Raw genomic sequence first — 13142 nt, 5'->3', positions numbered from 1 at the left:
ACCCCGGAGTCTGGCCCTGCCGGCGCTCTACCGCAAGGGGGCGCGCGGACGCCGTCGTCAGGGGTACCGCCAACGCTGCCTCCGGACCGCCCCCGGCCCGTCCTCGGCGGGGGTTATCCCTGCGCTTTCAACGCCTTCAGCACACCGGGCAGCGCTCCCGCCAGATCGTCGGAGATCAGGCCGGGACCGAGTGCGCGCCCGGCCTCGCCATGCAGCCAGACCGCGGTGCAGGCGGCCTCGAACCCGTCCATCCCCTGCGCCAGCAGTCCCAGCACGATGCCGGCCAGCACGTCGCCGGTCCCGGCGGTTGCCAGATCGGGCGGTGCGTTGACGTTGACCACGGCACGTCCATCCGGGGCGGCCACCACGGTGTCGGCCCCCTTCAGCACGACGACAGCACCGGAACGCGCGGCGGCGGCGCGCACCCGTGACAGCTTGTCGCCGTCCATCCCCACCGAATCGCCGAACAGCCGGGCGAATTCCCCCTCATGCGGGGTGAGGACACAGCGCTGGTCGAGCCGGTCGAGCAGTTCGTCCGTCGATTCGGCGAAGCTGGTCAGCGCGTCGGCATCCAGCACGCAGGCGCGGCGGGCGTCCAGCGCGGCCATCACCGCGGCGCGGGTCTGCACGCCCCTGCCCGCCCCCGGCCCGACCAGCACCGCATTCCTGCGCGGGTCCTGCAACAGCCGGGCGAAGGCGCCGGCATCCTCCAGCGGATCGACGATCACGCTGGCGCAGCCGGCGGCATAGACCGCGAAGGCCTCCGGCGGGCAGGCGATGGTGACCAGCCCAGCCCCGGCGCGGAGTGCGGCGACCGAGGCCAGCCGCGCCGCGCCCGTCATCCGCGCGCCGCCCAGCACCACCGCATGGCCGCGCGCATATTTGTGGCCGTCCAGCGCCGGCCAGGGGAAGCGGTGGCTCCACAGCGACGGCTCGTTGACCGCGGTCTGCGGCGCGATGCCGTCGAGCACCCGGTCCGGAATGCCGATGTCGGCGACCACCACCTCGCCGCAAAGGGTGCGTCCGGGCAGCAGCACATGGCCGGGCTTGCGGCGGAAGAAGGTGACGGTCAGTGCCGCCTGCGGCGCGGCACCGAGCACCCTCCCGCTGTCGCCATGCAGGCCACTCGGTACGTCGACGGCGACGACGGTGCGGCCCTCCATCGCCTCGACGATGGCGCGGGCAAGGCCGTCGAGCGGCCGGGTCAGGCCGGCACCGAACAGCGCGTCGACGACCAGGGGATTGCCCTTCAGGATGTAGGGATCGGCCGCCTCGATCGGGCCGGGCCAGCGCTCCGCCGCCACCGCGGCATCGCCGGTCAGGGCCGAGCGGGTGCCGAGCAGCGCCAGCCGCACCGGCCAACCGGCCTCCAACAGCAGCCGGGCGATGACGAAGCCATCGCCCCCATTGTTGCCGGGGCCGCAGAGCACGGCGGTCGGATGCGGCGCCCAGCGCTCGCACACCGCCCGGACCACGGCGGCTCCGGCAGCCTCCATCAGGGCCGGACCGGGCACTCCGGCGGCAATCGTCAGCTGGTCGGCCCGATACATCTCCGCGACGGACAGAAGCTCATCCATCCCCCACTCTCCCCGACCCTGGCTTGCCTTGCCGTTTCCTGGGCGGGCGAAGATGCGCACGCCCGCTCTACCCGTAGGCGATGTCTTCACCCGGGAAAATCAACGCCGACATGCGAAAAACGCCCGCGACGGCGGTTAAGCCGTGCGGACGTTTATAGAACAGAATTTTTCCAAGACGCGAAGAAGAAGATGGGGCGATGGATGGGACTCGAACCCACGACCGCTCGGACCACAACCGAGAGCTCTACCAACTGAGCTACCACCGCCGCCGTCAGCGTTTCCGCCGTCGGGAGCCGCGTTATGCTCCACCGCGGCTGGCCGGTCAAGCGGCTTTTTCACGAAAAGCGAAAAAACTTCTTTCGGAGCGGACCGGCACCCCTTTCTCCCGTCCGATGGGACCTTTGAACGTCGATTGGCGCGGAGCGCTTGCGCCAGTTGCACAAATATTGTTCACTCCGCTGAATCCTTCGGCAGCACCCTGCCCCATCGGACGGCATCCGACCGTCTTATGACCAGCGTCGATGCCGCCGGACCGGATCGGCCGAATGTGGCACGCTCCATGCTTACCGTCGTCGCTGTCGGCAGTGCCGTGGACGGTGCCTGCCGGCGTTGGCACCTCGTACACGAGAGACCCATGAAGAAGATCGAAGCCATCATCAAGCCGTTCAAACTCGACGAGGTGAAGGAAGCCCTTCACGAAGTCGGGATCAAGGGGATCACCGTCACCGAAGCCAAGGGCTTCGGCCGCCAGAAGGGCCACACGGAGCTTTACCGCGGCGCGGAATACGTCGTGGACTTCCTGCCGAAGGTGAAGATCGAGGTGGTGATGGAAGACTCCCTGGTGGAACGGGCGATCGAGGCGATCCAGCAGGCCGCGCATACCGGCCGCATCGGCGACGGCAAGATCTTCGTCACGCCCGTGGAGGAAGTTGTTCGCATCCGCACCGGTGAGAAGGGCGCCGACGCGATTTGATCGCGCGACGTCCTCGCCTCGACCGTTCCGACCGGCCTCCCTCCGACCAGCATCCGCCAACATGCGCCGCTTTCCCCTCTCCCTCATGCCGGCCCCGGCCGCACACCTTGCCGAACGGCCGAAGGCCGCCTATGGCGAACGTGCGACTTTTTGGGTTGGCGCGTTGTGCGGGGAAGAAAGGCGTGAGATAACGTCCGCCGCGAGCGCCGCCCTCCGCCGCCAAAGCCCCGTAGGGGCTTCGACAGCGGCTTGACGCAGCGGGATCCAACCCTCTTAAAGCGTGGAAAAAGAGACATGTCCGACATCAGCAAGGTCTTCGACCTGATCAAGGAACACGACGTCAAGTACGTGGACCTGCGCTTCACCGACCCGCGCGGCAAGCTGCACCACACCGCTCAGCACGTCTCCACCATCGACGAGGACGTGTTCGAAGACGGCATCATGTTCGACGGTTCCTCGATCGCCGGCTGGAAGGGCATCGAAGAGTCGGACATGATCCTGAAGCTGGACCCGACGACGGCCGTGATGGATCCGTTCGCCGCCCAGCCGACGCTGAACATCCTCTGCGACGTGTACGATCCGGGCACCGGCGGTTCCTATGCCCGCTGCCCGCGCGGCATCGCCAAGGCCGCCGAGCGCTACACCGCTTCGGCCGGCATCGGCGATACCGTCTTCTTCGGTCCGGAAGCCGAATTCTTCGTGTTCGACGACGTGAAGTATTCCGTCGACATGAACAAGGTGTCGTACGAGTTCGCCTCGGACGAAGGCTCCTACTCGTCGGGCAAGGACTATGAGGACGGCAACCTGGGCCACCGCCCGGGCACCAAGGGCGGCTACTTCCCGGTCGCTCCGGTCGACAGCTGCAACGACCTGCGCGCCGAGATGCTGAGCGTCCTGGCCGAGATGGGCGTTCCGGTCGAGAAGCACCACCACGAGGTGGCCGCCGCCCAGCACGAGCTGGGCATCAAGTTCGACACGCTGGTCCGCACCGGCGACAACATGCAGTACTACAAGTACGTGGTGCACAACGTCGCCCACGCCTACGGCAAGTCGGCCACCTTCATGCCGAAGCCGGTGTTCGGCGACAACGGTTCGGGCATGCACTGCCACCAGTCGATCTGGAAGGACGGCCAGCCGCTGTTCGCCGGCAACCAGTACGCCGACCTGTCGGAGCTGGCGCTGTACTACATCGGCGGTATCATCAAGCATGCCAAGTCGCTGAACGCCTTCACCAACCCGTCGACCAACAGCTACAAGCGCCTGGTCCCGGGCTATGAGGCTCCGGTCCTGCTGGCCTACTCGGCCCGCAACCGTTCGGCCTCCTGCCGCATCCCGTACGTCGCCTCGCCGAAGGGCAAGCGCGTCGAGGTCCGCTTCCCGGATCCGTCGGCCAACCCGTACCTGGCCTTCGCCGCCATGCTGATGGCCGGCCTGGACGGCATCCAGAACAAGATCCACCCCGGCGACGCGATGGACAAGAACCTGTACGACCTGCCGCCGGACGAGCTGGCCAAGGTTCCGACGGTTTGCGGCTCGCTGCGCGAGGCGCTCACCGCGCTGCGCGAGGACAACGAGTACCTGCGCAAGGGCGATGTCTTCTCGGCCGACATGATCGACGGCTACATCGACCTCCGCACGGAAGAGATGATGGCCTTCGAGACCATGCCGCACCCGATCGAGTACAAGATGTACTACTCGGTCTGATGTTGCCTCGCGGCGTCCGGCAACGGGCACTGCGGCCGGTCATGCATCATTCGAAAGCCGCTCCCGGTTCGCGCCGGGGGCGGTTTTCTTTTTTGGCCTCTTCGATCCAGGCGCTGACATCCGGCGGCGCGCATCCCCTGCGTTCCGCGCAGTCCGCCTTCGCGCAGCCGCAGGCGGGGAACAGGCAGCCATCGCCGTTCAGGTCGGTTGCCCGCACCGCAAGGTCATAGCGCACGCCGCGCATGATGGCCGGTCCGGCGGTGCTGTGGCGCTCGTAATGCTCCACGACATGGCGGACGCGGGTGAGCAGTTCGCGCCGTTGATCGTGTCCCGGATCCATGCTTACGCCCCCAATCGCGATGATTGCCGACATCTACAGGGACGCCGGAAATCCCTCTCCTGTTCCGCCATCCAAGCGCAGTACGGCGCATGGGCGACGGTGGAGCAGGGATAAGGGTCGGGAATGATGAACCGGCTTGGCTGTTGCCACAGCAGTGATCAAGTTGGGTGACCAAGACGGGAGAGCATGATGGACCGCGATAAGCTGCGCCGCGTTGCCAAGGCGCTGGGCGACGTCCGCCTTTACGAAAAGCATCACACCGGCGAACTCATCACCATGCGCCTGCGCGACTCCCTGGCCGACAACCCCGGCTATGACGAGGAGGAGGTGGACAAGAAACTGATGGAACTGGCGCGGGTGGCGCTGGAGGCGGCGGAATAGCCGGGCCGGGGGTGACGATGCGGCGGATGGCCTGTTGGTGGGAATGAACCGAGCCAACGAAGGAGCGAGCCGCCATGGCCGACGAGAAGACATCCGATATGCCGCAGAACGACCGGTCCGCCAGCGACCGTCCGGCGAGCAAGCCGGTCCCGGTGAAGCCTGCGGTCGAACCGATGAGCGACAAGGACGAAGCGCCGCCGGGCACGCCGGGGACGGGCGAGAACATCGATCCGAAGACCGGCGAGACCTATGTTCAGGGCATCGGCGGAGCGTAAGAGCCGCCACCCCCACTCCAAACGAAAAGGGCCGGCTCGCAGGAGCCGGCCCTTTCGCTGTAAATCTACCCGCGTCACGCCACGAAGGGCGGAACCGCGGTGAAGTTGGCGGCCTTCTCGACGACCTGACCGACGCGCAGCAGCGTCTCCTCGTCGAACGGGCGGCCGATCAGCTGGAGGCCGAGCGGCAGGCCGTCGGCACCGAGGCCGGCCGGGACCGACATCGCCGGCAGGCCGGCGAGGTTGATCGGAACGGTGAAGACGTCGTTCAGATACATCTGCACCGGATCGTCCATCTTCTCGCCGATGGCGAAGGGGGTGCTGGGGGCGGTCGGCGTCAGGATGACGTCGCAGCTCTTGAACGCCTCGTCGAAGTCCCACTTGATGCGCGTGCGCACCTGACGGGCCTTGTTGTAGTAGGCGTCGTAATAGCCGGCCGACAGCACATAAGTGCCGATCAGGATGCGGCGCTGCACTTCCTTGCCGAAGCCGGCGCCACGGGTGTTCTCGTACATCTCCTTGAGGTTGCCGCCCTCGACCCGCAGGCCGTAGCGCACGCCGTCATAGCGCGCGAGGTTGGACGACGCCTCGGCCGGCGCGATGATGTAGTAGGCGGCCAGCGCGTATTTGGTATGCGGCAGGCTGACCTCGACCGGCTCGGCGCCGGCCTCCTTCAGCCAGGCGATGCCCTGGTCCCACAACGCGGCGATCTCGGCCGACAGGCCCTCGACACGGTATTCCTTGGGAATGCCGACGCGCAGGCCGCGGATGTCGCCGGTCAGGGCGGCGCGGAAGTCCGGCACCGGCATATCGACCGAGGTGGAGTCCTTCGGATCGAACCCGCACATGGAGCGCAGCATGATCGCCGCATCCTCGACCGTGCGGGTCATCGGCCCGGCCTGATCCAGCGAGGAGGCGTAGGCGACGATGCCCCAGCGCGAGCAGCGGCCGTAGGTCGGCTTGATGCCGACGGTGCCGGTGTAGCCGGCCGGCTGGCGGATCGAGCCGCCGGTGTCGGTGCCGGTGGCGCCCAGCGCGGCGCGCGCGGCGATCACCGCGGCGGATCCGCCCGACGAGCCGCCGGCGACGATCTTCTTCTCCCAGGCGCCCGGCGCGCCGGGGCTCCACGGGCTGACCGTCTCGCCCTGATGGGCGGTGATGGTGGCGGAGCCCATGGCGAACTCGTCCAGGTTCACCTTGCCCAGCATGACGGCGCCGTCGCGCCACAGCTGGGAGGTCACCGTGGACTCATATTCCGGCTTGAAGCCGTCCAGGATGTGGCTGCCGGCGGTGGTGGCGACGCCCTTGGTGCAGAACAGGTCCTTCACCGCGATGGGCAGTCCGTCCATCGGACCGGCGGTGCCCTGCGCGCGGCGCTCGTCGCTGGCCTTGGCCATCGACAGGGCGGCGTCCGGGGTCTCGGTGATGAAGATGTTGAAGGGACGCACGGCCTCGACCGCGCGCACATGCGCCTCGGTCAGTTCGACCGCGGTGAATTCCTTCTTGGCGAGGCCGTCCAGGGCTTCGGCCATCGTCAGATGCGTGAGCGCCGTCATCACTCGACCACCTTGGGCACGACAAAGAAGCCTTCGGCCGTTTCCGGACCGTTCGACAGGACCTGCGCGGCATAGCCGCCGTCGGTGACCTCGTCCTTGCGGCGGCGCAGCTTCTGCGCGGCGACGCTGGTCATCGGCGGCACGTCCTTCGTGTCGACCTCGTTGAGCTGTTCCACGAAGGTCAGAATCTGGCTCAGTTCCCCAGCCAGGGATTCCAGTTCCTCGTCCGGCACCTTGATGCGGGCCAGATGCGCGATCTTGGCCACCGTGGCCTTGTCGAGCGACATGCCTCTACTCTCTTCCAAAACATTGGAAATCGGCCGCGAAGCTAGCACCCGCCGGCTTCATCCGCAACGATTGCGGCCATTCCGCCGCTCAGAAGGCGCCGGCATCGCCTTTCGCAAGCCCGGCGGACAGCGCCAGCGGGCATCCGCAGGACGGGCATTGGGTGCGCTGCAACGCCTCCACCACCCGCGCGTCGGGGAGAAGAGCGCCCAGAGTCGTCTCCACCGCGGCGATCTGGCGCTTGTGGTCGGCACTGGCGCCGCAGGCGGCATCCAGCATGGCGCCGTAATCCGAACTGGACTGCGCGGTGATCGCCTTCGCCCCACCGGCGGCAAACAGTCCGGCACCGCCGGCGACAAGTCCGGCCAGCACCGCACGCCGGTTCGCATCCGCGCCCAATTTGCTCATCCGTCCGCTCCGTCGATGGTTCGGGCCGCCCGTCCGGGGCAGCCGCGTCCACAGGCGACCGACTATACGCCTCACGTCCCGCCCCGCCAGCGGCCCAATCATTAAATATTCGGAAGGTCAGGCGGCGATGGGAGCGGCCGAACACCAGCTCGCATGATCCACGCTCAGCTTGAACAGCGCGACCGGCTGGCCCCAGGGCGTCACCCGCGTCTCCAGCGCGATGGGCGCCATGCCCAGCTTGGCATAGAGCAGCAGGGCCGGCGTGTTGGTGTTGAAGCAGTAGAGCGTCAGTTCGGGCAGGCGGTGATGGTCGAAAGCGCGGTCGATCATCGTCCGCACCAGATATTCGGCGATGCCGCGCCGGCGCAGGGCCGGATCGACACTGACATTGCCGATGCTGGCGGTGCGGCCGTCCTCGAAGGTGGCGTAGTTGGCGTAGCCGACCACACGCTCCCGCCCGTTCTCCGCCAGGGTGACGACGGTGGGATCGCGGCGGATGCCCAATGTCGCCCGGACCTGATCCGGGGTCAGCGGCCAGACCGCCTGCGGAAACAGGAAATAAAGTTCCTCGGCCGTGCGGGCAAAACCGCAGAGCGTGGGGATGTCGGCGTCGGCAAGCGGCCGGTGCGACAGGACGGCATGGGAGAGGGGACTGCTCATACTTAGAAGAGTAAGTATCTTTGAGATCAACTCAAGCGATCTTGCGGTGACAAGGCCGCGGCCCTATGGTCGGGCGATGATTCACACCCTCTCCGAACTCGCGGCCCGGCTGGGCAAAAACCAACGATTGCTTGGCCTTGACGTCGGCACCAAGACCGTCGGGCTGGCTGTGGCCGATCCCGGACTGATCGTCGCATCTCCCATCGGTACGCTGAAGCGCACCAAATTCACCCAGGACGCACGCGAGCTGGGCAAGACCATCCGCGATTACGGCATCGGCGGGCTGGTGGTCGGGCTGCCGTTGAACATGGACGGGACGGAAGGGCCGCGCGCCGAGTCGGTGCGGGCCTTCGCCAACAATCTGCTGGAGCGCTCCGACCTGCTGGGCTGGGAGGCGGAGATCGCCTTCTGGGACGAGCGGCTGTCGACCTCCGCCGTTGAGCGCTTCATGATCGGCGAGGCCGACATGACCCGCAAGCGCCGGGACGAGGTGGTCGACAAGATGGCCGCCGCCTACATCCTCCAGGGCGCGCTCGACATGCTGGCCAACCAGCGCCGCCTCGCCGCCGAAGCGGACGAGGACGACGACGCAGACTACGACGACCGGGACTGACCGCGGCCCCGGCGGAGGTCCAGTCAGGCTTGGCGCTCAGGCCGAAGCAGCGCTGCACGGCGCAGCAGCTTGGACGGGTCGACCCCCTGCACCAACATCAGGGAGCTTGCCTTGACGAGAGCGGCCGGCGTGCCGGGGGTCAGCGCCAGCGCGCGACAGTAACAGCCCTCCGCCAGATCGGCGTGGCCGGCAGCGGCCAGCGCCTCCGCCGCCGCCAGCAGGCCGTCCATCGCCATGGCGAGATCGCCGTCGAGGTTCAGCGCCCCGGCAAAAGCCTGCACCGCACCCGGCAGATCGCCCTGGCTTTCCATCACCAGCCCATAGGTGGCCCACCAGACGGCGACGCCGGGACGGGCGATGATGGCTTGGGCAATCGCCTCCTGCGCCTCGGCCCAGCGGCCGGCCTGCGCGGCGATCAGGCCTCGGCGATAGATGCTTTCGGCCTGATCCGGCGTCATCGTCCTGGTTCCCCTCTTACGACTCGCTGCGGCCGAGCTGGTCCATCAGTTCGCGCCACTCGCGCTTGGACAGGCCGCTGGCCTCCTGGCTCACCGGCTCGCCGGCCAGCAGGCGCTTCACCACGCCCAGGCCGGTGCGCGACAGGTGGGCGCCGCCCATGCGGTATTCGGTGAAGGACTCGTAGACCGCCGGGACCCAACGCTTCACCACGTCCAGCATCGCGTCGGCATAGACGCGGATCTCATACTGGGCATGGGCATCGGCGCGCAGCGACAGGAAATGCAGAAGGTTGTGGAGATCGACCTTCCAGTACCATTGCGTGTAGTAGTTCAGCGACAGGTTCATCCGCGCCAGTTCGCGCGCCAGCCCCTGGCGGGAAGGATCGATGACCGAACCGTCCTCGCGGTTGTTCAGCATCTCCTCATAATGGCTGTAGGCGCGTTCGGAATCCTCGCGCAGCAGCCGCATGACGTTGGCGGCCTCCTCGCCCTCCAGCACGTCGCCGCGGCCCTGGCGGTTGACCACGGCCTGGGCGCCCAGCTGTTCCGGCGCCGGCACGTAGAACTCGCGGTCGAGGATGGAATAGCGCGCCGAATATTCGTTCACGTTCGCGGTGCGGTGGCGAATCCACTGGCGGGCGACGAAGATCGGCAGCTTCACATGGAACTTGATCTCGCACATCTCGAACGGGGTCGAGTGGCGATGGCGCATCAGATACTTGATGAGGCCGGAATCCTCGCTGACCTTCTTGGTGCCCTTGCCATAGGACACGCGCGCCGCCTGCACGACCGCAGCATCGTCGCCCATATAGTCGATGACGCGGACGAAGCCGTGGTCCAGCACCTCCAGCGGCTGATAGAGGATGTCCTCCAGGGCCGGGACGGTGGCGCGGCGGGTGGTGGCGGTGACGGCGCGCAGGCGATCGATTTCGTCGCGCTGCTCGGGCGTGATCGGCATGGTGACTCCGGGGTTACGAAGCCGGCAGTCTTACCAGACGGCGCGCGGCACGGGAACGGGACAATCCGTCCTCATGCGGGGGAAGCTCTGCGGAGGTGCTCGATACCTACGCATTTGGCGATCACGTCACACAGGCCCTTCCCTTGCCGGGCGGGAGTGCCTATATTCGCGACGTCGGTTCGCCGACTATGGCGATAAACGCCTTGTGGAATAAGCGTTGTGGACCCGGGGGCGGTACCCGGCGCCTCCACCAACCATACACCGGACTCGTTGACCGGGGTCGTTGGGGGCGAAACAGGATCGACACGCGTAGTAAAGGCATGGTTTTCGCTCGGCATGGTTCCGCCGTTATCGGGCCGTTGCAATAGTTGCCAACGACAACGTTGCTCAGGCTCGCCTCGCTGCCTAACGGCGGCTGGTAGCCTAAACCTAATCCCCGAGGGTTAGCGCCTAAGGGTGGGGCCGTGGGCCGCCTAGCAACAGAAGGCCCACACCTCTTCCCAGCGTTTCGTGCCGGCCCTTGGCCAAGGCGGGACGCAAGACCGATCGCGTTACCAGGGACCCGCCCAAGCATGCCGAAAGAGCAGCTCCGCTATGACCGGATGGTCGAAACCGCGTTGCGCGGCGTTGTCCGCGACGCGCTGACCGAGGTTGCCGAGCGCGGCTTGCCGGGCAATCACCATTTCTACCTGACCTTCCGCACCGGCTTCCCCGGTGTCGACATTCCGGATTACCTGTCCTCGCAGTATCCGAACGAGATGACCATCGTCCTCCAGTTCCAGTATTATGGGCTGGACGTGACGGACGATCATTTCGAGGTCACGCTGAGCTTCAACAACGTGCATGAGCGGCTGGTGATTCCGTTCGCCGCCATCACCACCTTCGCCGACCCGTCGGTGAACTTCGCCCTCCAGTTCCAGCCGCTTGCCGCCGCCGAATCGGCGGAGGTCGCGACCATGCCGCCCCGTGCCGCCGTCGAGCGTGCAGAGGAAAAGGCAGAGGAAAGCGCCCCGGCCGAAGAGCCGAAGCGTGGCGAGGTCGTGGCCCTGGACGCCTTCCGCAAGAAGTAACCTTCCGAACTGATGCCCGCCCAGCCGCCCAGCGAGTATGTCGCGACACTCTACGAGATGCTGGCGCCGCTGGGCGACGTGCGTGTGCGCCGCATGTTCGGCGGCTACGGCCTGTCCATCGACGGGCTGACCTTCGCGCTAATCGCCGACGAAATTCTCTATTTCAAGGCGGATGACGTGAATCGCGCGTCCTTCGCGGAGCTGGGCCTGGAGCCCTTCCGGCCGATGCCGGACAAACCCACCACCCTGTCCTACTACCCGCCTCCCGCTTCGGCGTTCGACGACCGCGATGAACTGCTGCCCTGGGCCCGGTCGGGGTTCGAGGCGGCGTTGCGGGCGGCGGCGAAGAAGGCCGCCAAGGCAAAGCGGACATAAAGCGCCCTCTCCCGCGTCGGGAGAGGGCGTATTCCCCTCAGATATTCTCGGCCATATGGACCGTGGCGTTGCTCGCCTGGGCGCCGGTGGTGCGCTGGCGCATCTGGCGGGCGAAACGCAGCGGGTTGGGGATGAGGTTCAGCATCGAGCCGAGCTTGCCGACCGACGAGGTCGCCTTGCCCACCGCCATCACGTCGGCCAGACGGCGGTCGATGAAGGCGCGGGTCTCGGCATGGTCGTCCGACTTGTCGTCCAGCCAATAGAAGGTGGAGGAGCTGACCACCGCCGCCAGCAGCGCCCGCTTGGTGTAGTGGTTGTAGTCGGTCGAACTGTCGCCGGCGGCGAACCACATGGCATCGACCGTGCGGTAAAGCAGCCGCAGGCCGAGCGCCACATTCTGCGGCATGGCCAGATAGGACAGCTGCCGGCGCTTGGCCTCGCGGTACGGCTCCAGCACCTCGAAATAGGTGCGGACGGCGAGCGAGATGCGTTCGCGCACCTTCATCTCGGCCAGCGGCTGGGCCTCCAGCCGGTCGAGCATCTGGCGGTCGGCCCAGTCGGCGAAATGCTCCACCGCATCGGTGACGCCGCCGGGGAAGGCGCGCAACAGCGCCGACGGCTCATGTCCCGCCGTCTGGGTGCCGTCGCGCAGGGACTGCAGGCTCCAGCCGTCGAAAACGACGTTGGGCAGGCTCGCCACCAGGATCTCGTCGCGAAGCGTGTCGATGCTCATAGCAAACTCTCCCTGCGCCGGCCCTCAGGTCCGGGACGGCGCGTCGGTGTCACGAGTCGCCGCGGCCAGCGCGGCGTTGAGGTGATGCATCTCCTCGGTGCAGACCAGGAGCTGTAGATCGTCCATGCGATCAAGATAGAGCACGCCATCCAGGTGGTCGACCTCGTGCTGGACCACACGGGCATGGAAACCCGAAGCCTCCCGCTCGATCCGGGCGCCGTCGAGGCCATAACCACGGTAGCGGATGCGCTTGTAGCGCGGCACCAGCCCGCGCAGGCCCGGAATCGACAGACAGCCTTCCCAGCCCAGGACCTTTTCGTCGGTCAGCGGCTCGATCACCGGATTGACCAGCACGGTGTTGGCCACCTCCTCCCCCTCGCCACGGTCGGCGGGGACGCGGAAGACGACGATCCGGCGCGGCTCGGAGATCTGCGGAGCGGCAAGGCCGACTCCGGGCGCGTCCAGCATGGTGGCGATCATGTCGGCCGCCAGCCGGGCGACTGCCGGATCGGTCGGGTCGGCGATGGGCTCCGCGATCTTGCGGAGTACGGGATTGCCCATCCGGGCGATTGGAAGCACTGGCATGTCTCTATATCTGGAGTGCGGGCACGGCCGGGGCAACCGTTTCCTGTGGTTCCCAACAGGGCTTATGGCCGGGCTTATGCTGGTGAACCGAAGACTCTCCTTCACAAAGGCGATGGGGCGTGCTACACACTGCGCCCACACAAGGGGTGCGCCCGCCGCGCATGCCTATTTGTTGCCTTGGCGCAACATGC

General features: G+C 66.9%; 17 protein-coding genes, 1 tRNA gene and 1 other RNA gene. 8 read left to right on the top strand and 11 right to left on the bottom strand.

Translation table 11 applies throughout. From position 1 onward, the window contains the following. Nucleotides 1–113 precede the first annotated feature (113 nt). Together ABNQ38_RS28200 and ABNQ38_RS28195 are read right to left on the bottom strand one after the other, a co-directional pair. Nucleotides 114–1577, bottom strand: a complete 1464-nt coding sequence (locus tag ABNQ38_RS28200) for an NAD(P)H-hydrate dehydratase (protein ID WP_377809093.1) — start codon at nt 1575–1577, stop codon at nt 114–116. Nucleotides 1578–1767: 190 nt separating this feature from the next. After that, nucleotides 1768–1843 (bottom strand) — tRNA-His (locus tag ABNQ38_RS28195). A gap of 368 nt (nt 1844–2211) precedes the next feature. Here ABNQ38_RS28195 and ABNQ38_RS28190 point away from each other — a divergent pair. Next, entirely contained in the window at nt 2212–2550 is a 339-nt protein-coding gene (locus ABNQ38_RS28190; protein WP_012974531.1) for a P-II family nitrogen regulator, read from the top strand. A 294-nt stretch (nt 2551–2844) separates the two neighbouring features. Continuing rightward, nucleotides 2845–4254, top strand: a complete 1410-nt coding sequence (gene glnA / locus ABNQ38_RS28185) for a type I glutamate--ammonia ligase (protein WP_109050284.1) — start codon at nt 2845–2847, stop codon at nt 4252–4254. A gap of 46 nt (nt 4255–4300) precedes the next feature. Here the strand turns inward: glnA and ABNQ38_RS28180 are convergent, their stop codons facing one another. After that, nucleotides 4301–4627, bottom strand: a complete 327-nt coding sequence (locus ABNQ38_RS28180; RefSeq protein WP_377809092.1) for a hypothetical protein — start codon at nt 4625–4627, stop codon at nt 4301–4303. A gap of 153 nt (nt 4628–4780) precedes the next feature. Between ABNQ38_RS28180 and ABNQ38_RS28175 the strand changes: the two genes are divergently transcribed. Together ABNQ38_RS28175 and ABNQ38_RS28170 are read left to right on the top strand one after the other, a co-directional pair. Next, entirely contained in the window at nt 4781–4975 is a 195-nt protein-coding gene (locus tag ABNQ38_RS28175; RefSeq protein WP_377809091.1) for a hypothetical protein, read from the top strand. Nucleotides 4976–5049: 74 nt separating this feature from the next. Further along, entirely contained in the window at nt 5050–5250 is a 201-nt protein-coding gene (locus ABNQ38_RS28170; protein ID WP_377809090.1) for a hypothetical protein, read from the top strand. 74 nt (nt 5251–5324) lie between these two features. On the opposite strand, the gene gatA is transcribed toward ABNQ38_RS28170, so the two are convergent. The 4 genes from gatA to ABNQ38_RS28150 form a co-directional block, all read right to left on the bottom strand. After that, entirely contained in the window at nt 5325–6806 is a 1482-nt protein-coding gene (gene gatA / locus ABNQ38_RS28165) for an Asp-tRNA(Asn)/Glu-tRNA(Gln) amidotransferase subunit GatA (RefSeq protein ID WP_377809089.1), read from the bottom strand. Continuing rightward, entirely contained in the window at nt 6806–7093 is a 288-nt protein-coding gene (gene gatC, locus ABNQ38_RS28160) for an Asp-tRNA(Asn)/Glu-tRNA(Gln) amidotransferase subunit GatC (RefSeq protein WP_042691134.1), read from the bottom strand. The genes gatA and gatC overlap by 1 nt, the downstream gene beginning before the upstream one ends. A gap of 88 nt (nt 7094–7181) precedes the next feature. Beyond that, the gene (locus tag ABNQ38_RS28155; RefSeq protein WP_377809088.1) at nt 7182–7499 is read right to left on the bottom strand and encodes a hypothetical protein; all 318 of its coding nucleotides are present in this window, start codon (nt 7497–7499) and stop codon (nt 7182–7184) included. A 117-nt stretch (nt 7500–7616) separates the two neighbouring features. Next, entirely contained in the window at nt 7617–8159 is a 543-nt protein-coding gene (locus ABNQ38_RS28150) for a GNAT family N-acetyltransferase (protein ID WP_377809087.1), read from the bottom strand. A gap of 76 nt (nt 8160–8235) precedes the next feature. Between ABNQ38_RS28150 and ruvX the strand changes: the two genes are divergently transcribed. Further along, nucleotides 8236–8772, top strand: coding sequence for a Holliday junction resolvase RuvX (gene ruvX, locus ABNQ38_RS28145; RefSeq protein WP_377809086.1), 537 nt, complete (start codon nt 8236–8238; stop codon nt 8770–8772). 23 nt (nt 8773–8795) lie between these two features. On the opposite strand, the gene ABNQ38_RS28140 is transcribed toward ruvX, so the two are convergent. Continuing rightward, nucleotides 8796–9230, bottom strand: coding sequence for a hypothetical protein (locus ABNQ38_RS28140; protein WP_377809085.1), 435 nt, complete (start codon nt 9228–9230; stop codon nt 8796–8798). A 16-nt stretch (nt 9231–9246) separates the two neighbouring features. After that, the gene (thyX, locus tag ABNQ38_RS28135) at nt 9247–10188 is read right to left on the bottom strand and encodes an FAD-dependent thymidylate synthase (RefSeq protein ID WP_377809084.1); all 942 of its coding nucleotides are present in this window, start codon (nt 10186–10188) and stop codon (nt 9247–9249) included. Nucleotides 10189–10322: 134 nt separating this feature from the next. Between thyX and ssrA the strand changes: the two genes are divergently transcribed. From ssrA to ABNQ38_RS28120, 3 genes are all read left to right on the top strand, one after another. Further along, nucleotides 10323–10683: a transfer-messenger RNA gene (ssrA, locus tag ABNQ38_RS28130) on the top strand. A 77-nt stretch (nt 10684–10760) separates the two neighbouring features. Beyond that, nucleotides 10761–11258 (top strand): SspB family protein, encoded by a 498-nt coding sequence (locus ABNQ38_RS28125; protein WP_377809083.1) that lies wholly within the window; start codon nt 10761–10763, stop codon nt 11256–11258. A 12-nt stretch (nt 11259–11270) separates the two neighbouring features. Then, nucleotides 11271–11633, top strand: a complete 363-nt coding sequence (locus tag ABNQ38_RS28120) for a TfoX/Sxy family protein (protein ID WP_377809082.1) — start codon at nt 11271–11273, stop codon at nt 11631–11633. A 37-nt stretch (nt 11634–11670) separates the two neighbouring features. On the opposite strand, the gene ABNQ38_RS28115 is transcribed toward ABNQ38_RS28120, so the two are convergent. Further along, nucleotides 11671–12366 (bottom strand): COQ9 family protein, encoded by a 696-nt coding sequence (locus ABNQ38_RS28115; protein WP_109050292.1) that lies wholly within the window; start codon nt 12364–12366, stop codon nt 11671–11673. Between the two features lie 24 nt (nt 12367–12390). Continuing rightward, a complete protein-coding gene (gene def / locus ABNQ38_RS28110) occupies nt 12391–12951 on the bottom strand; it encodes a peptide deformylase (protein ID WP_377809081.1) in 561 nt (186 codons plus the stop codon). Nucleotides 12952–13142 lie beyond the last annotated feature (191 nt).

This window comes from Azospirillum sp. A29, from assembly GCF_042604625.1.
Taxonomy (GTDB): domain Bacteria; phylum Pseudomonadota; class Alphaproteobacteria; order Azospirillales; family Azospirillaceae; genus Azospirillum; species Azospirillum palustre.
Note: the sequence above shows the minus strand (reverse complement) of the source record. Positions and strands in the feature narration are given on the sequence as shown.